The sequence below is a fragment of the Cronobacter sp. JZ38 genome (assembly GCF_008932145.1).
GTDB lineage: Bacteria > Pseudomonadota > Gammaproteobacteria > Enterobacterales > Enterobacteriaceae > Cronobacter > Cronobacter muytjensii.
Genome location: NZ_CP017662.1, coordinates 2,771,602 through 2,790,322, shown reverse-complemented (window position 1 = coordinate 2,790,322; position 18,721 = coordinate 2,771,602). Strand labels below are relative to the sequence as shown.

The window sequence follows — 18,721 nt, the reverse complement described above, 5'->3', positions numbered from 1 at the left end:
TGATGTAAAGATGTGCGAAAAAATTTGGGGTGAAGAGTACGAGGCGGTTACACTTCGCGAGCTGATCATTTGACTAAAGGACTTGATGCATTGTGAGCACATTCAAATTTCTGGCACTGGGTGCCCTCATGGCTTCAGCCGCTACTCTCGCGCATGCAGAAGGAAAGCTGTCAGTTGGCGCAGGTGCAGGATGGGTGGTGAACCCGTATAAGCAGTATGACCGTGACGTTTACCCTCTGCCGGTTATCAATTATGAAGGCGATAACTTCTGGGTACGCGGCCTGGGCGCAGGTTATTACCTGTGGAACGACACCGCCGATAAGCTCTCCATTATGGCGTACTATTCGCCGGATCATTTCAAACCAGGCGACAGCGACAACCGTGCGTTACGTCGTCTGGACGAGCGTAAAGCGACGCTGATGGCGGGTTTGTCTTACGTGCATAACACCGAATACGGCTTCCTGCGCACCTCTCTTGCCGCCGACACGCTGGATAACAGTAACGGCATCGTCTGGGATCTCGGCTGGCTCTATCGCTACACCAACGGCGGCCTGACGCTTATTCCGGGTATCGGCGTGGAGTGGAGCAGTGAAAACCAGAACGATTACTACTACGGCGTGAGCGGCAAAGAGTCGCGCCGCAGCGGCCTGAACCGCTACGATGCGGACGACGGCTGGGCGCCGTATGCGGAGCTGACCGCCAGCTATCGTCTTTCTGACAGCTGGAGCGTGTACGGCAGCGGCCGTTACACCCATCTGAGCGACGAAGCGAAAGACAGCCCGATGGTGGACCGCTCCTGGTCTGCGCTGCTGTCTACCGGCGTAACCTATACGTTCTGATAACGCGGACAGGGATTCACGGGGCGCCATGTGCGCCCCTTTTTTATGGCGAAAGGGCGAACCGTTAAGCGCAACAAAGGCGGAAAAGGGCAAAAAAGGGCAGGGAGAACGCGTGAGCGCAAAAAAACGGCCCCGTTTACGGGGCCGTCGATGATCAGGCTTTCTTCACGACGCGCAGCGTCTGGGAGAGGCGCGAAGGTTTGTCCTCACGAGTCTGCTGCGGGGCAGTGACGCAGGCCGTTTCAACACACACAAAGGTTTTATAGCCGTCGTCCGGCATATCGCCCATGCTGACGGAGAGCGCCGGGCCCGGGTTCCAGCCCACCACGTTGCTGTTATGGTGATGCACCACTTCAATCGTGCGGTTGAGCGCGCCGTCGTGGATCAGGCTGCACCCTTCCGGGTTCAGGTAGACGCGGTCGGTACGGTCCGGGAAGGTCTGCACGCCGTCTGTCAGCGCCCCTTGCTCGCCGCCCTTGACTTTATCGAGGTAGGTATCGCCAAGGCCGCTGACTTTGACGTCAGCGATATCGCCTACATTGAAATAGGTGTGCAGCGCGGAGGTGGTTTCAAATTCGCCGTGCGCTTCCAGTTCCATTTCGCAGGTTTTGCCAAGTTTGTAGCGTGCATAGAGCGTGAAATCGTGCGGCCAGTACTGGCGGCTCGCTTCGCTGGCGTGCAGTTCAAACGTCAGCACCACGCCATTATCGTCTTCGTTATGAGCGCTTAACGTCCACGGCAGATTACGGGCGAAACCGTGAGAAGGCAGATCTTTTTGCGCAGACGGACCGAACCACGGCCAGCAGATCGGCACGCCGCCACGCAGCGCGACGCCCTTTTTAAAAGGCGTATTGCCGCTCAGCCACAGCACGTCCTCTTCACCGGCGGGCTTCCAGCAGAGCAGATGCGCGCCCTGCAGCGCCACCGCGGCGCGTACCTGCGGATGGTCAACGACAACAATATCCAGCTCGTCATGCTGACGGCGGGAGAGATAAGGGGTTAACTGTTCAGACACCGGCAGGGCAAAAATCGTGTTAATCATTTCTGGCAATCCTCTGTCTTAAAAGCCAAATAAAAAGGGCGACCGAAGTCGCCCTTAAGATCAAAAACCCATCTCACTTATTTGGAGATGTGAGCGATCAGGTCCAGAACTTTGTTGGAGTAGCCAGTTTCGTTGTCGTACCAGGAAACCAGTTTCACAAAGTTGTCGTTCAGTGCGATACCTGCTTTAGCATCGAACACGGAAGTGCAGACTTCGCCGTTGAAGTCGGTGGAAACCACGTCATCTTCGGTGTAGCCCAGAACGCCTTTCATTTCGCCTTCAGCGGCTTTCTTGATAGCGTCTTTGATCTGCTCGTAAGTTGCTGCTTTTTCCAGACGAACGGTCAGGTCAACAACAGATACGTTCGGGGTCGGAACGCGGAACGCCATACCAGTCAGTTTGCCGTTCAGTTCCGGCAGGACTTTACCTACTGCTTTAGCAGCACCGGTAGAGGACGGGATGATGTTCTGCGCTGCGCCGCGGCCGCCGCGCCAGTCTTTGTGAGACGGGCCGTCAACGGTTTTCTGGGTAGCGGTGGTCGCGTGAACGGTGGTCATCAGACCTTCGATGATGCCGAAGTTGTCGTTGATAACTTTCGCCAGCGGAGCCAGGCAGTTGGTGGTGCAGGAAGCGTTGGACACGATGTCCTGGCCTGCATATTTATCAAAGTTAGCGCCACGAACGAACATCGGGGTGTTGTCTTTGGACGGGCCAGTCAGAACAACTTTTTTCGCGCCAGCGGTGATGTGTTTACGTGCGGTTTCGTCGGTCAGGAAGATACCGGTTGCTTCAGCAACCACGTCCACGCCCACTTCGTCCCACTTCAGGTTAGCCGGGTCTTTTTCAGCGGTAACGCGGATTTTTTTACCGTTAACGATCAGATGACCGTCTTTAACTTCAACGGTACCGTCGAAACGACCGTGAGTAGAGTCATACTTCAGCATGTAGGCCATGTAGTCAGCGTCTAACAGGTCGTTAATTGCAACGATCTCGATGTCAGAACGTTTCTGAGCGGCACGGAAAACAATGCGACCGATACGGCCAAAACCGTTGATACCTACTTTGATAGTCATATATTCCACCAGCTATTTGTTAGTGAATAAAAGGTTGGCTGTAAAATTACAAAAACCTTACGCAGCGTCAAGCGGAATCGTGTCAATCATTGCGACAAATCAATCCTGTGGACAAGCTTTGCGCGTCTGACTCGCCTGATTTTCCTTTTGGGCTTACGTCCATATGGGGACGCTGCCAGGAATTTAAAAGGCCATTGAAAATAAAAGTGTGACGCGAGTCACATTTGCCTCTCCGCTGCATTTTCAGTGCTAAGTTTAGACCAAAAGTGTACACGTCACTGTTAATGTTTTGTTAGAATATTGCAGGTAATGTAACTGCTTAAACCTCCCCCGAGATGTCACCTTATGGCCAATCAAAACTCCCATGACGATTTGAAAAACACCCTGACGGAAATGCAGTTCTACGTCACCCAGAATCACGGCACGGAACCGCCGTATACCGGGCGTCTGCTGCACAACAAACGTGATGGCGTCTACCACTGTCTGGTGTGCGATGCGCCGCTATTTAACTCACAAACCAAATACGACTCTGGCTGCGGCTGGCCGAGCTTTTACGAGCCGGTGAGTGAAGATTCAATCCGTTACCTCAATGACTACTCACACGGTATGCAGCGCATCGAAATCCGCTGTGGAAACTGTGACGCGCATCTGGGGCATGTTTTCCCTGACGGCCCGCAGCCGACCGGCGAACGCTATTGCGTTAATTCCGCCTCGCTCAGCTTTACCGATGACGACAACGGCGAGCAGATCAAAGGCTGAAGAATCGATTCAGCAAATTATTCCACTGGAGCGTGTTCTGATGAACCTTGAAGACCTGATTAGCAGCATGACGCCGGAAGTGTATGAGCGCCTGGCCACTGCGGTGGAGCTTGGAAAATGGCCGGACGGCGTGGCGTTAACCCCGGAGCAGAAAGAGAACAGCCTGCAACTGGTAATGCTCTGGCAGATGCGCCATAACACCAATCCGCAGCACATGACTATCGGCACCGACGGTCAGCTGGTGATGAAAAGCAAGCAGCAACTCAAAGCGGAGTTCGGCATTCATTCACAGCCCATCGCGACGCTGAAACCCGAATAAGCTGAAGCGTGCTGAAGCCAAAAAAAGGCCGCGGATAGTCCTGCGGCCTTTTTCTTTATGCGAGCCAGACGGTTTACGCCTGCGTTTCGCGCCAGTCGTCCAGCGTGAACAGTGTGGCGCCGCTTGCCGCCATCTCCTGAAACGCCAGCATGCTGGCCTGCGCAGTCAGATTAACGCCGCGACAGCCGTCGGTAATGACGTTCACCGTATACCCGAGGCTCAACGCGTCCAGCACCGTATATTTCACGCAGTAGTCGGTCGCAAGGCCCATCACGATAAGCTCGTTCACATTGTGCTCGCGCAGCCATGCATCCAGCGGCGTTTTCTGACGATGCCCGTTATCGAAAAACGCGCTGTAGCTGTCAATCGTCGGATTCTCGCCTTTATAAAAACGCTGCACGATAGCCTTGTGATTCAGCAACGGGTGGAGCGCGGCGCCGTCGCTCTCCTGAATGCAGTGATCGGGCCACCAGGTCTGCGGCAGGCCGTCAAGCGTGCCTTGCGTGAACGGCTCGGCATGTTGCACCGAGGCGAAGCTGCCGTGTCTGGCCGGATGCCAGTCCTGGCTTGCCAGCACCGGCACGCCGCGTGGCTGGCACCACTCGATCATCGCATTGGCAATGTCTACCGTGCTGTCGCCTTCCGCGACCGCCAGCGCGCCGCCGGCGCAAAAATCGTTTTGCAGATCCACCAGCAGCAGAGCGCGTGAAGTCATGAAAACCTCCTTATTCGTCCGGGGTCAGTTCGCCGCGCAGGTTACGCATCATCGCGTCGCGGATAGCCTGCGGCTCCAGCCCCTGGCTTAACAGATAATGCAGTTTCGTCAGCGTCGCCTCGACGGTCATGTCGAACCCGCTGATAACGCCCGCGTGCGCCAGCGCGTTGCCCGTGGCATAGCCGCCCATATTCACTTTGCCGGACATACACTGCGTCAGGTTCACCACCACAATCCCACGCGAGCACGCCGCCTGAAGCTCCTGGAGGAATTCGCCATTTTGCGGCGCGTTGCCCACGCCGTAGGAGCGCAGGATAAGCGCCCGCACCGGCTGGCGCAGGAAGTTGCGCACCACGTCGGCGGAGATACCCGGATAAATCGTCACCACGCCGATAGGCTGCGGCGTAATCGGATGGACGCGCAGCTCGCCGTGGCCGTGCGGCGCGGGCGGCGTATTCAGCCGGCGAATATGAATGCCCGCTTCGAGCAGCGGCGGCAGGTTAGGGGAGGCAAACGCGTCGAAGCCGTCAGCGTGCGCTTTTGTCGTGCGGTTGCCGCGATAGAGCCGGTTATTGAAAAATAGCGTCACTTCGCTGACAGGGTAGTTCGCCGCCACGTAGAGCGAGTTCAGCAGGTTTATCTGACCGTCAGAACGCAGCTCCGCCAGCGGGATCTGCGAGCCGGTGACGATAACCGGCTTGCTCAGGTTTTCCAGCATAAAAGAAAGCGCCGACGCGGTGAAGGCCATGGTGTCGGTGCCATGCAGGATCACGAAGCCGTCATACTCATCGTAATGCGCCTTGATATCCTCAGCGATATGCAGCCAGTCCTGCGGCGTCATATCAGAGGAGTCCATCAGGGGCGCATATTCATGGATAGTGAAATCCGGCATTTCGGGACGGTGGAATTCCGGCATCTGCGCGAGCTGCTGCTGGAGATGACCGGAAACCGGGATATAGCCGTGTTCGGAGCGTTGCATACCGATGGTGCCGCCGGTATAGGCAACGTAGATCGATTTCTTTTGCATAGGATAGCTTTCGTTGTGCATAAACCCGCGCAGTATAGAGGTGCGGCGGAAAAAAATCAGCCCGGCATTGGCCGGGCTGTGACAGAGACACGCAGGCGCGTTAGCGCACGTCGCCGCAGGTGAGGCAGAAGGCGTAACGGTTTTGCGGATCGTTAAAGGCGGCCAGCTTGTCGCCTTCTTTTTTCGCCGCCAGCGCCGCGTCTGCAACCGGCGCAGGGAGCCACGCCTGTAACGCCTGCGGCAGCATCGCGTGCACCGAGCCGGTCAGATTCGCCAGCACCATATCCATAAAGCCAGGCTCATCCTGATAAAAATCAAGGTGCCAGGTTTTCAGCTTCGCAAGCTCTGCGGCTTTTTTCACCGCGTCGTCAAAGTCGCCAAGGCTGTCCACCAGACCGTTTTGCTTCGCGTCTTCGCCCGTCCAGACGTGGCCCTGAGCAATCTGGTCAATCTGTTGCGGGGTCTTGTTACGCGACTGCGCCACCAGGCCGATAAAGCGCTGATAGCCATTCTCGATGGTTATCTGCATCAGCTTCTGCACTTCCGGCGGCAGCGCTTTGGTCACGGCGACATCCGCGAGCGGCGAGGTCGCCACGCCGTCCGTATGTACGCCTATCGCGTCCAGGCTGTTTTCCATGGTGTTGATAACACCAAAGATGCCGATGGAGCCGGTAAGTGTGCTTGGGTTCGCCACGATGTAGCTTGCAGGCGTGGAGATCCAGTAGCCGCCCGAGGCCGCCATCCCGCCCATCGAAACCACAACCGGTTTACCGGCTTCTTTGGCTGCCGCCAGCTCCTGACGGATGGTTTCAGAAGCGGTCACGCTGCCGCCAGGGCTGTTCACCCGCAGCACAATGGCTTTCACTTTCGGATCAAGACGCGCGTCGCGGATCTGCGCGGCAGTTGTGTCGCCGCCGACGTTCCCCGGCGTCTCTTCGCCATCCATGATGGCACCGTTCGCGAAGACCACAGCGATGCTCTCGCCCTCCCCGGACGGCTTATTCACCGGGTAGTCGTAAATGCTGACGCCGCGGAAATCTTTATCCTTGTCGCTCCAGCCGAACTGTTTCACCAGCGCTTTGTCGATAGCGGCGCTGCTTGCCAGCTCATCCACCAGCTTATTGTCGAGCGCGTACTTCGCCGTATCGCCGCCCGCCGCTTCAAGCCCTGCGATCATCGCCTGCGCGCCAGGGAAGATCTGGCTTGCCGGTACCTGGCGGTTGGCCGCGAGCGTGCCGAGGTAGTTTTGCCACAGCTCGCCAATCCAGCGGCTATCCGCCTCGCGGGCTTCCGGCGACATATCGTCGCGGATAAACGGCTCGACGGCCGATTTATAGGTGCCGACGCGGAACACATGGGTGGTCACTTTCAGCTTGTCGAGTAGCGACTTGTAGTAGAGGCCATTAGTGGCGAAACCGTGCAGATCGACCGTGCCCTGCGGCGAGAGCCAAATCTTGTTGGCGAAGCTCGCGAGATAATACTGGCTCTGGCTGTAGCTTTCGCCGATGGCGTACACCGGTTTGCCGGCGTCGCGGAATTCGCGCAGCGCCTTACCGATATACTGCATCGACGGCTGATCGGCACCCGCGAAATCCTTCAGATCCAGCACGATGCCGGTAATATTGCGGTCATCTTTCGCCTGGCGAATCGCGTTGACGATATCAAACAGCGAATTTTCCTGTAAGCGATCGGAGCTTGCGCCGAACAGCTGACGGCCCAGCGCGCCCAGCTTGTTATTAACCGACGGTTTATCCACTACCACGCCGCTGATATCGAGCAGCAGCGCGCCGCGCCCCGGCTCCGACGGGCCGCTGTTGAACTGCATCCAGACGCCGACGCCCACCAGCACCAGCACGAGAAACAGCAGATTCATCACCAGCTCTCTGATGAAGTTGAGCAGGCGCCAGGTCCACTTAAAGAATCCGGCAATAATTCGCCAAAGGGTACGCATTTACTCTCCCTAATCCGTGAATAACGGGGAACCCCGTAACCTCCCGCTACAGGCGGGACGCCGACAAAGTGTAAATACCCCGCGCGGCCTTGTCAGCAGGAAACGCCGGCAGGGTGTAACAAAACATACCGCTGTGTTAATTTTATGATTAAAAATCATCACAGGAGAGTTGAGATGGATGCAATAGATATGCTGGTCAACCGCCGCAGCGCCTCACGTCTCGCCGAGCCGGCGCCGACGGGCGACGCGCTGGAAAACATTCTGCGCGCGGGCCTGCGCGCGCCGGATCACGGCACGTTGCAGCCGTGGCGCTTCTTTATCATCGAAAGGGAAGGGCGCGAGCGCTTCAGCGCATTGCTGGAAAACGCCGCCATCGCCGACGGTCAGGATGAAAAGGCCATCGACAAAGCGCGCAACGCGCCGTTTCGCGCGCCTCTCATTATCACCGTCGTCGCCCACTGCGAGGAGCACCACAAAGTGCCGCGCTGGGAGCAGGTGGTCAGCGCCGGTTGCGCCGTCATGGCGATGCAGATGGCGGCGCTCGCCCAGGGCTTTAACGGCATCTGGCGCAGCGGCCCGTTCACCGACAACCCACTGGTGCGCGAGGCGTTCGACTGCCGCGAGCAGGATCAAATCGTCGGTTTCCTCTACCTCGGCACGCCGCAACTGAAGGCGTCCACCACCATTAACCTGCCCGACACCGCCCCCTTCGTGCGTTATTTCTGAAGCCCGCGCGCAAAACTGTCTGGATTGTGAGCAAAAGCGGCGCAATTCAGACAGCCATACTTACCACCCCGTCTTTCAGGCGCTACCATAAGCGCGCTTTATTTATCGAATGATAACGATCACCTGATTCTGACCAAACAAGGAGCGGTCCATGAGTGAGCAAGCGATTCGTCTGACCCAGTACAGCCACGGAGCAGGTTGCGGTTGTAAAATTTCCCCGAAAGTGCTGGAAACTATCCTGCACAGCGATCAGGCGAAGTTTATCGACCCCAACTTGCTTGTCGGCAATGAAACCCGCGACGACGCGGCGGTGTATGACCTGGGCAACGGCACGAGCGTTATCAGCACCACGGACTTCTTCATGCCTGTCGTGGACAACCCCTTTGATTTTGGCCGCATCGCTGCGACCAATGCCATCAGCGATATCTACGCGATGGGCGGCAAACCGGTTATGGCTATTGCGATACTCGGCTGGCCGGTCAACACGCTGGCGCCGGAGATCGCGCGCGAGGTGGTGGAAGGCGGGCGTTTCGCCTGCCAGCAGGCGGGCATCGCGCTCGCGGGCGGTCACTCTATCGACGCCCCGGAGCCGATTTTCGGCCTTGCAGTCACAGGCGTCGTGCCGACCGCGCGCGTGAAGAAAAACAGCACCGCCGAGGCGGGCTGCAAACTTTTTCTTACCAAACCGCTGGGTATCGGCGTGCTCACTACGGCTGAGAAGAAATCGCTGCTGCGCCCGGAGCATCAGGGGCTTGCCACGGAAGTGATGTGTATCATGAATAAAGCGGGCGCTGATTTCGCGCAGATTGACGGCGTGCGGGCGATGACTGACGTTACCGGCTTCGGGCTGCTGGGCCACCTCAGCGAAGTGTGTCAGGGCGCGGGCCTGCAGGCGGAGCTCTGGTATGAGGCCGTGCCGAAGCTGCCGGGCGTGGAAGAGTACATCGCCCAGGGCGCGGTGCCAGGCGGCACCAGCCGCAACTTTGCGAGCTACGGTCACCTGATGGGCGACATGCCGGACGCCTGGCGCAGCCTGCTGTTCGATCCGCAAACCTCCGGCGGTCTGCTGCTGGCGGTCGACCCGGCGGCGCAGGCGCAGGTGGAGGCCGTGGCGGCAGAGCATGGCATCACGCTCAGCGCGATTGGCGAGCTGAGAACCGCGCGCGGCGGCCGTCCGATGGTGGAGATTCGCTGATCGATGCGGTTGTTTATTGCCGAAAAGCCCAGCCTGGGGCGCGCCATCGCCGACGTGTTGCCGAAGCCGCATCGTCGCGGCGACGGGTTTATCGAATGCGGAAATGGCCAGGTCGTGACCTGGTGCGTTGGCCACCTGCTGGAGCAGGCGCAGCCGGACGCCTATGACAGCCGCTATGGCCGCTGGAATCTCGCCGACCTGCCCATCGTGCCGGAAAAATGGCAGCTTCAGCCGAAGCCGTCGGTGGCAAAGCAGCTGAACGTCATTAAAAAGCTGCTTGGCGAGGCGCAGGAAATCGTCCACGCAGGCGACCCGGACCGCGAAGGGCAACTGCTGGTGGACGAAGTCCTCGACTATCTGCAACTGCCCGCCGAAAAGCGCCAGCAGGTACGCCGCTGCCTGATTAACGATCTCAACCCGCAGGCGGTGGAGCGCGCCATTGAAAAACTGCGCGAGAACCGGGAATTTGTGCCGCTCAGCACCTCGGCGCTCGCCCGCGCCCGCGCCGACTGGCTTTACGGCATCAACATGACGCGCGCTTATACGCTGCTCGGGCAAAACGCGGGCTACCAGGGCGTGCTCTCGGTGGGCCGCGTCCAGACGCCGGTGCTCGGCCTGGTGGTGCGGCGTGATGAAGAGATTGAAAACTTCGTCGCCAAAGATTATTTCGACGTCAAAGCGCATATCGTCACGCCCGCGGATGAGCGCTTTACCGCGCTCTGGCAGCCAAGCGAGGCCTGCGAGCCGTATCAGGATGAAGAGGGGCGGCTGCTGAATCGCGCGCTGGCGGAGCATGTCGTTAAGCGTATCGATGGCCAGCCCGCGCTTGTCACCAGCTATAACGACAAGCGTGAAAGCGAGGCCGCGCCGCTGCCGTTCTCGCTCTCCACACTACAAATCGAGGCTTCAAAGCGCTTTAACTTAAGCGCCCAGACGGTGCTCGATATCTGCCAGAAGCTCTACGAAACCCACAAGCTCATCACCTATCCGCGTTCCGACTGCCGCTACCTGCCGGAAGAACACTTCGCGGGCCGCCACGCGGTGCTCAAAGCGATAGGCGTGCACGCGCCGGATCTGCTGCCGCAACCGGCGGTCGACCCGGCGCGCCGCAACCGCTGCTGGGACGATAAAAAAGTCGATGCCCACCACGCCATTATTCCGACCGCGCGCAGCGCGCCGGTGTCGCTCTCTGACGGCGAGGCGAAAATCTACGGGCTTATCGCGCGCCAGTATCTGATGCAGTTCTGTCAGGACGCGCAGTTTCGTAAATGTGTTATCGAGCTTGATATCGCAGGTGGCAAATTTATCGCCAAAGCGCGTTTTCTGGCGGATGCGGGCTGGCGTACGCTGCTCGGTGCCAAAGAGCGCGACGAGGAGAATGACGGCACGCCGCTGCCGATCGTTGCGAAGGGCGATGAACTGCTGTGCGAGCGCGGCGACGTTGTCGAGCGTCAGACCCAGCCGCCGCGCCACTTCACCGATGCCACGCTGCTGTCGGCCATGACCGGTATCGCGCGGTTCGTGCAGGATAAAGATCTGAAAAAAATCCTGCGCGCCACTGACGGGCTCGGCACCGAAGCCACCCGCGCAGGTATTATCGAGCTGCTGTTCAGGCGCGGTTTTCTGGAAAAGCAGGGGCGCTATATTCACTCGACGCCTGCCGGGAAAGCGCTGATCCACGCGCTGCCGGAGCTCGCTGCACGCCCCGACATGACCGCGCAGTGGGAATCAACGCTGACGCAAATCAGCGAGAAACAGTGTCGTTATCAGGATTTCATGCAGCCGCTGGTGCACACGCTCTATACGCTGATTGACCAGGCGCGCAGCGCGCCGGTGCGCCAGTTCCGCGGGCTGGTGGCGCCGCAGAAGGCGCAAAAAGGGCGCGGGGGCAAGGGCGGCAAAAAGCCCGCGTTCCGTAAACGCGGCGGCGCGCAGCCTGCTGCGGAGCAAACCTGACGCGCGCCATAAACCTTATGCCCGCCTGGCCGATATTCTTTCAGGGAAAGCGCGACGCGCTATAGTGAAAGCAGACGTCGCGCTGCGGCGTCATCACGCAACAAGAGGGGATACAGGGTGTCAGTGAAACAGAGCTTATTAGCGGCGCTGGCGCTGCTTGCGACGCTGCCGGCGGGTGCCGACAGGCTGCGCCCGGATGTGCAGGTCAACGTGCCGGAAGAGGTTTTCAGCACCGGCGGCCAGCGTCCGCAGCAGTGCATTCAGTGCTGCGTCTATCAGGATCAGAACTACTCGGAAGGGGCGGTGATCAAAGCCGATGGCGTGCTGTTGCAGTGCCAGCGCGACGAGAAAACCCTCAGTACGAATCCGCTGGTGTGGCGTCGCGTCCGGACATAAACGCCTCCAGCAGAGGAATATCCGCCGGGGCGAGCGCATAGCCGAACGCCTCGCGCGGTTCACACCACACCAGCGCGCTATGACACAGCGCCTGCGGTTCGCCATCGAAATCTTCCACCCGCCATGCATGCAGCCGGATAACCCGTCCTGACACCTCACGCGTGTGGCTTGCCACATACGCGCCGATGCGCGCCTCAATCGCCAGCTCTTCTGAAAGCTCGCGCGCCAGCGCCGCAGGCTGGCTTTCGCCGGGCTCCACTTTGCCGCCGGGGAATTCCCACAGGCCCGGCTGATCGCCCGTTGCCGGGCGCTGCGCCAGCAGCAGACGGCCCTCGCGCACAATAATCGCCGCCACAACGTCAATGATTTGCATGGTCAATGCCTGAAAGGGCGCCCCTTGCAGAAGGCGCCGTAAGAATCACAGCGAGAACGTCGCCCAGACGGGCGCGTGGTCGGAGGGTTTTTCCATCGCGCGGATCTCGTAATCGATGCCGGTCTCGACGAGGCGCGCCATCAGCGGGGCGCTGGCTAGCAGCAGATCGATGCGCAGGCCGCGGTTCTCGTCAAACCCTTTTGAGCGGTAGTCGAACCACGAGTAGCGGTCGTGGGTTTCCGGGTTAGCGTGACGGAACGTATCGGTCAGCCCCCAGTCCAGCAGGCGGCCCATCCACTCGCGCTCTTCCGGCAGGAAGGAGCATTTGCCGGTGCGCAGCCAGCGCTTGCGGCTCTCTTCGCCGATGCCGATATCCAGATCGGTCGGGCTGATATTCATATCGCCCATGATAAGCACCGGGTTGTCGTTCTTCAGCGCCGTGTCCAGGTAATGTTGCAGGTCCTGATAAAACTTCGCTTTAGCCGGGAATTTCACCTCGTGATCGCGGCTTTCGCCCTGCGGGAAATAGCCATTGATGACGGTAATATCGCCAATAGCGGACGGGATTTCCGCCATGATAATGCGCCGCTGCGCCTCTTCGCCGTCACCCGGAAAACCGCGACGCACGGACACCGGCGTGGCTTTGGTCAGCAGGGCCACGCCGTAATGGCCCTTCTGGCCGTGATAGAACACGTTGTAGCCCAGTTTCGCCACCTCTTCGAGGGGAAACATGTCGTCATGGACTTTGGTTTCCTGCAGGCCGATAACGTCCGGCTGATGCTGTTCCACCAGCGCAGCCAGCTGATGTGGGCGGGCGCGCAGGCCGTTGATGTTAAAAGAGATGAATTTCATAGTCGCGAACACACTGGATTAACAAGAGTGGCGCGATGGTATCAGAAAAAGCGTTCGCGCGTCTCCCGGACGGGCAAGGTTGTGACAATCGCTGTCAGCGGCAGCGTGTCGCCAGAGACGCACCATCATGGTGCCAGCGCCCTGAAAAGGGGCGCCGTTTCATGACAAATCCCGGCTACGATCACAAATCCAGAACAATATTTTATGAATGCATAATCGCGCGGATTTTTTTACCGCACACGCCGCTTTGACATAAAAGTATTCACTTTTTATGCAATTAAAGTGAATAACGTTACTCCGTAAGTTATTGATTTAGCGTTCATACCTGCCCGGTATGCATTTTCTCCTCTGGCTGGCACGAAGCGTGCAATCTACAGTAAGAGCGCAAACATCATTTCATTAACAAATACACAACCTTTTATTTACCGGACGAGGTCGCTATGTCGCAGTCAATTACCCGCCAGAATTTTGATGAGTGGATGCTCCCCGTATACGCGCCGGCAGCGTTTATCCCGGTGCGGGCCGAGGGGTCTACGCTGTGGGATCAGGAAGGCAAGGAGTATATCGATTTCGCGGGCGGCATCGCGGTAAATGCGCTGGGACACGCGCACCCGAAACTGCGTCAGGCGCTGGAAACGCAGGCGGCGAAACTCTGGCATACCGGCAACGGGTATACCAACGAGCCGGTGCTGCGCCTCGCCAAACGCCTGATTGATGCCACCTTCGCCGACCGCGTCTTCTTCTGTAACTCAGGGGCCGAAGCCAACGAGGCGGCGCTGAAGCTCGCCCGTAAATATGCACACGACCACTACGGTGCGCAGAAAAGCGGCATCGTGGCGTTCAAAAACGCCTTCCACGGCCGGACGCTCTTTACCGTCTCGGCGGGCGGTCAGCCTGCGTACTCACAGGATTTCGCGCCGCTGCCGCCGCAAATCAGCCATGCGGTCTTTAACGATGTAGACTCCGCCGCCGCGCTGATTAATGACGATACCTGCGCGGTGATCGTCGAGCCGGTGCAGGGCGAGGGCGGCGTGGTGCCCGCCACCAAAGCGTTCCTCCAGGGCCTGCGCGAGCTGTGCGACCGTCATAACGCGCTGTTGATTTTCGATGAAGTGCAGACGGGCGTGGGCCGCACCGGCTCGCTCTATGCCTACATGCACTACGGCGTGACGCCGGATGTGCTCTCCACCGCCAAAGCGCTGGGCGGAGGCTTCCCGATTGGCGCGATGCTGACCACCGAGCGCTGCGCCGCGGTGATGGGCGTTGGCACCCACGGCACTACCTACGGCGGCAACCCGCTGGCGGGCGCGGTGGCAGGCGAAGTGCTGGATCTCGTTAATACTTCTGAGATGCTCAACGGCGTGAAAGCGCGCCATGACGCGTTTGTCGAGCAACTCAACGCGATTAATCAGCGCCTCGGCCTGTTTAAAGAGATCCGCGGACTGGGGCTGCTGATTGGCTGCGTGCTGAAAGAGGAGTATGCGGGTAAAGCGAAGGCGATTTCGCTTGCTGCTGCGAAAGAAGGCGCGATGGTGCTGATTGCAGGCGCCAACGTGCTGCGTTTCGCGCCTGCGCTCAACATCAGCCATCAGGAGATTGAAACCGGGCTTTCGCGCGTCGCTCGCGCCTGCGAAAACTGGCTGAAGGAGGGCGCATCATGATGGTTATCCGCCCTGTAACCCACGAAGACGTACCGGCGCTGCTGGGGCTTGCCGCCAAAACCGGCGGCGGGCTCACCTCGCTGCCGGTCGATGAAAAAACCCTTAGCGCGCGCGTCGAACGCTCGCTGCAAACCTGGCGCAACGAACTGCCGCCGGGCGATCAGGGCTATGTGTTCGTGCTGGAAGAGACCGACAGCCGCACGGTCGCCGGGATCTGCGCCATTGAAGTGGCGGTTGGCCTGAGCGAGCCCTGGTATAACTACCGCGTCGGCACGCTGGTGCACGCCTCAAAAGAGCTGAACGTTTATAACGCGCTGCCGACGCTATTTCTCAGCAACGATCACACCGGCAGCAGTGAACTCTGCACGCTGTTTCTCGACCCGGACTGGCGCAAAAACGGCAACGGCTATCTGCTTTCCAAATCCCGCTTCATGTTTATGGCCGCGTTCCGCGAGCGTTTTAATGAAAAAGTCGTGGCGGAGATGCGCGGGGTGATTGACGAACACGGCTATTCGCCGTTCTGGGAGAGCCTCGGCCAGCGCTTCTTCTCGATGGAGTTCAGCCGCGCCGACTACCTGTGCGGCACCGGCCAGAAAGCGTTTATCGCCGAGCTGATGCCGAAACATCCCATCTATACCCAGTTCCTTTCCGAAGAGGCGCAGGCGGTGATAGGCCAGGTGCATAAAGACACCGCGCCCGCACGCTCGGTGCTGGAGGCCGAAGGCTTCCGCTATCGCAACTATGTCGACATTTTCGACGGCGGCCCGACGCTTGAGTGCGATATCGACCGCGTGCGCGCCATCCGTAAAAGCCGTCTTGTGGAGGTGGCGGAAGGCCAGCCGGCTACGGGTGACGATCTGCCGGCCTGCATGGTGTCGAACGAAAATTATGACCATTTCCGCGTGATGCTGATCCGCGCCAGACCTGACGCCGAACGGCTGATTCTGGATGCCGCCACGCTGGATGCCCTGAAATGCCAGCACGGCGACCAGGTCCGCCTGGTGCGCCTTTGCCCTGAGGAGAAAGCAGTATGAGCATATGGATTAACGGCGAGTGGAAAACCGGGCAGGGCGAGGCGCTGGAAAAACGCGATCCGGTCGGCGGCGCGCTGCTCTGGCAGGGCAACGCGGCTGACGAGGCGCAGGTGGCGCAAGCCTGCGCCGCCGCGCGCGCTGCGTTCCCGGCCTGGGCGAAACGACCTTTCGCGGAGCGTCAGGCTATAGCCGAAAAATTCGCGGCGCTGCTGGAGGCGAATAAAACCGACCTGACGCGCATTATTGCGCAGGAGACCAGCAAACCGCGCTGGGAAGCGGCCACAGAAGTGACCGCGATGATCAATAAAGTCGGCATTTCGCTGAAAGCGTATCAGGTGCGTACCGGCGAGCAGCAGACGCCGATGCCGGATGGCGCGGCAACGCTGCGTCACCGTCCGCACGGCGTGCTGGCGGTCTTCGGCCCGTACAATTTCCCGGGGCATCTGCCGAATGGTCATATCGTTCCGGCGCTGCTGGCGGGCAATACGCTGGTGTTTAAGCCAAGCGAGCTGACGCCGCAGACCGGCGAGGCGGTCATGAAGCTCTGGGAGCAGGCGGGGCTGCCCGCAGGCGTGCTCAATCTCGTACAGGGCGCGCGCGCCACCGGCCAGTCGCTCGCTTCGCAGCCGGAGCTTGACGGCCTGCTGTTTACCGGCAGCGCCAGCACCGGGTATCAGCTGCATCGCCAGCTTGCCGGGCAGCCGGAGAAGATCCTGGCGCTGGAGATGGGCGGTAATAACCCGCTTATCGTCGAAGATCCTGACGATATCGACGGGGCGGTGCATCTGGCGATCCAGTCGGCGTTTATTACCGCCGGGCAGCGCTGCACCTGCGCGCGCCGCCTGCTGGTGAAGCGCGGCGCGGCGGGCGACGCCTTCCTGGCACGTCTGGTAGAGATTGCCGGAAGGCTGCGCCCTGACCGCTGGGATGCCGAGCCGCAACCGTTTATGGGCGGGCTTATCAGCGTCCAGGCGGCGGAGCGGGTGCTGGAGGCCTGGCAGGGCCATCTGGCGCGCGGCGGCAAACCGCTACTGACGCCGGCGCTGGTGCAGGCGGGCAGCTCGCTGCTGACGCCGGGGATCGTCGAGCTGACCGGCGTGAGTAACGTGCCGGATGAAGAAATCTTCGGGCCGCTCCTGTGCGTCTGGCGCTACGATAATTTTGATGAGGCGATAACGCTTGCCAACGCCACCCGCTATGGGCTTTCCTGCGGGCTGATTTCGCCGGTGCGTGAAAAATTCGACCAGTTACTGCTGGAAGCGCGCGCAGGCATTGTGAACTGGAACAAACCGCTCACGGGCGCGGCCAGCACGGCGCCGTTTGGCGGCGTCGGGGCCTCCGGCAACCATCGCGCCAGCGCCTGGTACGCGGCGGACTATTGCGCCTGGCCAATGGCGTCGCTTGAAAGCCCGACGTTCGCGCTGCCGTCGTCGCTAAACCCCGGCCTCGATTTCGGCGCTAAGGAGCAGGCATGAAAGCACGCGAAGTTAACTTTGACGGACTGGTGGGGTTAACCCATCACTACGCCGGGCTGTCATTCGGCAACGAGGCCTCGACGAAGCATCGCTTTCAGGTGTCGAACCCGAAACTGGCGGCGCAGCAGGGGCTTGCAAAAATGAAAGCGCTGGCGGACGCGGGGTTTGCGCAGGCCGTTATCCCGCCGCAGGAGCGGCCGAATCTCGCCGCGTTGCGTCAGATTGGCTTTACCGGTCGCGACGAACAGGTGCTGGAAAAGGCCTGGCGCACTGCGCCGCATCTGCTCTCGGCCGCAAGCTCAGCCTCCTCGATGTGGGTGGCGAACGCCGCCACGGTCTGTCCTTCCGCCGATGCGCTGGATGGCAAAGTGCATCTGACGGTGGCGAATCTTAATAATAAATTTCACCGCGCCAGCGAAGCGCCCGGCACCGAACGGCTGCTGCGCGCTATCTTCCGCGATGCGTCCTGTTTTGAAGTTCACCCGGCGCTGCCGCAGGTGGCGATGTTTGGCGATGAAGGCGCGGCCAACCATAACCGTCTCGGCGGCGATTATGGGGAGCCGGGCGTTCAGCTCTTTATTTACGGGCGCGAAGAGAGCGGGGCGCTGGTGCCGGCCCGCTACCCGGCGCGCCAGACGCTGGAGGCCTCGCGCGCCGTGGCGCGGCTTAACCAGGTTTGTCCGGATCGTGTGGTGTTCGCGCAGCAGAACCCGGCGGTTATTGATCAGGGCGTATTCCATAATGACGTGATTGCCGTTTCTAACCGGCAGGTGCTGTTCTGCCACCAGCAGGCATTTTTACATCAGCAGGCGCTGCTGGAAGCGCTTGCTGATCGGGTGCCGGGCTTTACGCCGCTGGTGGTGCCCACGGACGCGGTCTCGGTGCAGGACGCGGTAGAAACGTATCTCTTCAACAGCCAGCTCCTGAGCCGCGACGACGGTACGATGATGCTGGTATTGCCGGAAGAATCACGCCGCCATGACGGCGTCTGGCGCTATCTGAATACGCTTCTGGCCGCAGATAATCCGATAAGCGAACTCACCGTCTTTGATCTGCGTGAAAGCATGGCGAACGGCGGCGGCCCGGCCTGCCTGCGGCTGCGCGTGGTGCTGACCGAGGCTGAACGCCAGGCGGTAAACCCGGCAGTGATGATGAATGACACGCTGTTTGAGCGCCTCAACGCGTGGGTGGAGCGACACTATCGCGACCGGTTGTCGCAGGAGGATCTGGTCGATCCGCAACTGCTGCGTGAAGGGCGCGAAGCGCTCGACGAGCTGACGCGCCTGCTCGACCTCGGCAATGTCTATCCGTTCCAGCAGTAAGGAGTC

General features: G+C 59.8%; 18 protein-coding genes. 11 read left to right on the top strand and 7 right to left on the bottom strand.

Translation table 11 applies throughout. The features are described from left to right. Positions 1 to 92 precede the first annotated feature (92 nt). Positions 93 to 839, top strand: coding sequence for a MipA/OmpV family protein (locus tag BJP61_RS13285; RefSeq protein ID WP_038863424.1), 747 nt, complete (start codon positions 93 to 95; stop codon positions 837 to 839). Positions 840 to 993: 154 nt separating this feature from the next. On the opposite strand, the gene BJP61_RS13280 is transcribed toward BJP61_RS13285, so the two are convergent. Together BJP61_RS13280 and gapA are read right to left on the bottom strand one after the other, a co-directional pair. Beyond that, entirely contained in the window at positions 994 to 1,881 is an 888-nt protein-coding gene (locus BJP61_RS13280; protein WP_171998526.1) for a D-hexose-6-phosphate mutarotase, read from the bottom strand. Between the two features lie 77 nt (positions 1,882 to 1,958). Beyond that, positions 1,959 to 2,954: a glyceraldehyde-3-phosphate dehydrogenase gene (gene gapA, locus BJP61_RS13275; protein ID WP_004386625.1), complete on the bottom strand. Its 996-nt coding sequence runs from the start codon at positions 2,952 to 2,954 to the stop codon at positions 1,959 to 1,961. Positions 2,955 to 3,299: 345 nt separating this feature from the next. Here gapA and msrB point away from each other — a divergent pair, with 345 nt between their 5' ends. Both msrB and BJP61_RS13265 read left to right on the top strand, forming a co-directional pair. After that, positions 3,300 to 3,713: a peptide-methionine (R)-S-oxide reductase MsrB gene (gene msrB, locus BJP61_RS13270; protein WP_171998525.1), complete on the top strand. Its 414-nt coding sequence runs from the start codon at positions 3,300 to 3,302 to the stop codon at positions 3,711 to 3,713. A gap of 40 nt (positions 3,714 to 3,753) precedes the next feature. Next, entirely contained in the window at positions 3,754 to 4,032 is a 279-nt protein-coding gene (locus BJP61_RS13265; protein WP_038863418.1) for a YeaC family protein, read from the top strand. A gap of 73 nt (positions 4,033 to 4,105) precedes the next feature. On the opposite strand, the gene pncA is transcribed toward BJP61_RS13265, so the two are convergent. The 3 genes from pncA to sppA all read right to left on the bottom strand — a co-directional run bounded on the left by pncA (position 4,106) and on the right by sppA (position 7,725). Continuing rightward, positions 4,106 to 4,747: a bifunctional nicotinamidase/pyrazinamidase gene (gene pncA / locus BJP61_RS13260; protein ID WP_038863415.1), complete on the bottom strand. Its 642-nt coding sequence runs from the start codon at positions 4,745 to 4,747 to the stop codon at positions 4,106 to 4,108. Between the two features lie 10 nt (positions 4,748 to 4,757). Continuing rightward, the gene (ansA, locus tag BJP61_RS13255; protein WP_038863716.1) at positions 4,758 to 5,774 is read right to left on the bottom strand and encodes an asparaginase; all 1,017 of its coding nucleotides are present in this window, start codon (positions 5,772 to 5,774) and stop codon (positions 4,758 to 4,760) included. Between the two features lie 100 nt (positions 5,775 to 5,874). Beyond that, positions 5,875 to 7,725 carry a signal peptide peptidase SppA gene (gene sppA, locus BJP61_RS13250; protein ID WP_038863414.1) on the bottom strand — a complete coding sequence of 617 codons (1,851 nt, stop codon included), beginning with the start codon at positions 7,723 to 7,725 and terminating at the stop codon, positions 5,875 to 5,877. A 174-nt stretch (positions 7,726 to 7,899) separates the two neighbouring features. On the opposite strand from sppA, the gene BJP61_RS13245 reads away from it, so the two are divergent. The 4 genes from BJP61_RS13245 to BJP61_RS13230 all read left to right on the top strand — a co-directional run bounded on the left by BJP61_RS13245 (position 7,900) and on the right by BJP61_RS13230 (position 11,998). Next, entirely contained in the window at positions 7,900 to 8,451 is a 552-nt protein-coding gene (locus BJP61_RS13245) for an NAD(P)H nitroreductase (protein WP_171998524.1), read from the top strand. Positions 8,452 to 8,602: 151 nt separating this feature from the next. Then, positions 8,603 to 9,646 (top strand): selenide, water dikinase SelD, encoded by a 1,044-nt coding sequence (selD, locus tag BJP61_RS13240; RefSeq protein WP_171998523.1) that lies wholly within the window; start codon positions 8,603 to 8,605, stop codon positions 9,644 to 9,646. A gap of 3 nt (positions 9,647 to 9,649) precedes the next feature. After that, on the top strand, positions 9,650 to 11,602 hold the full coding sequence (locus tag BJP61_RS13235) for a DNA topoisomerase III (protein ID WP_171998522.1): 1,953 nt from the start codon (positions 9,650 to 9,652) through the stop codon (positions 11,600 to 11,602). Between the two features lie 117 nt (positions 11,603 to 11,719). Continuing rightward, on the top strand, positions 11,720 to 11,998 hold the full coding sequence (locus BJP61_RS13230) for a DUF1496 domain-containing protein (RefSeq protein WP_007748161.1): 279 nt from the start codon (positions 11,720 to 11,722) through the stop codon (positions 11,996 to 11,998). On the opposite strand, the gene BJP61_RS13225 is transcribed toward BJP61_RS13230, so the two are convergent. Further along, positions 11,958 to 12,371: a pyrimidine (deoxy)nucleoside triphosphate diphosphatase gene (locus BJP61_RS13225; RefSeq protein WP_161581312.1), complete on the bottom strand. Its 414-nt coding sequence runs from the start codon at positions 12,369 to 12,371 to the stop codon at positions 11,958 to 11,960. The two genes, BJP61_RS13230 and BJP61_RS13225, sit on opposite strands and share 41 nt — an antisense overlap. Before the next feature lie 45 nt (positions 12,372 to 12,416). After that, positions 12,417 to 13,223, bottom strand: a complete 807-nt coding sequence (gene xthA / locus BJP61_RS13220; protein WP_038863404.1) for an exodeoxyribonuclease III — start codon at positions 13,221 to 13,223, stop codon at positions 12,417 to 12,419. 440 nt (positions 13,224 to 13,663) lie between these two features. Here xthA and BJP61_RS13215 point away from each other — a divergent pair, with 440 nt between their 5' ends. From BJP61_RS13215 to astB, 4 genes are read left to right on the top strand one after another with little or no spacing between them, the layout of a single operon-like run. Beyond that, the gene (locus BJP61_RS13215; RefSeq protein ID WP_171998521.1) at positions 13,664 to 14,884 is read left to right on the top strand and encodes an aspartate aminotransferase family protein; all 1,221 of its coding nucleotides are present in this window, start codon (positions 13,664 to 13,666) and stop codon (positions 14,882 to 14,884) included. After that, positions 14,881 to 15,918, top strand: coding sequence for an arginine N-succinyltransferase (gene astA, locus BJP61_RS13210; RefSeq protein ID WP_171998520.1), 1,038 nt, complete (start codon positions 14,881 to 14,883; stop codon positions 15,916 to 15,918). Before BJP61_RS13215 ends, astA begins: the two co-directional genes overlap by 4 nt. Then, positions 15,915 to 17,393 carry a succinylglutamate-semialdehyde dehydrogenase gene (astD, locus tag BJP61_RS13205; protein WP_171998519.1) on the top strand — a complete coding sequence of 493 codons (1,479 nt, stop codon included), beginning with the start codon at positions 15,915 to 15,917 and terminating at the stop codon, positions 17,391 to 17,393. The genes astA and astD overlap by 4 nt, the downstream gene beginning before the upstream one ends. Further along, positions 17,390 to 18,715 carry an N-succinylarginine dihydrolase gene (gene astB, locus BJP61_RS13200; protein WP_171998518.1) on the top strand — a complete coding sequence of 442 codons (1,326 nt, stop codon included), beginning with the start codon at positions 17,390 to 17,392 and terminating at the stop codon, positions 18,713 to 18,715. Before astD ends, astB begins: the two co-directional genes overlap by 4 nt. Positions 18,716 to 18,721 lie beyond the last annotated feature (6 nt).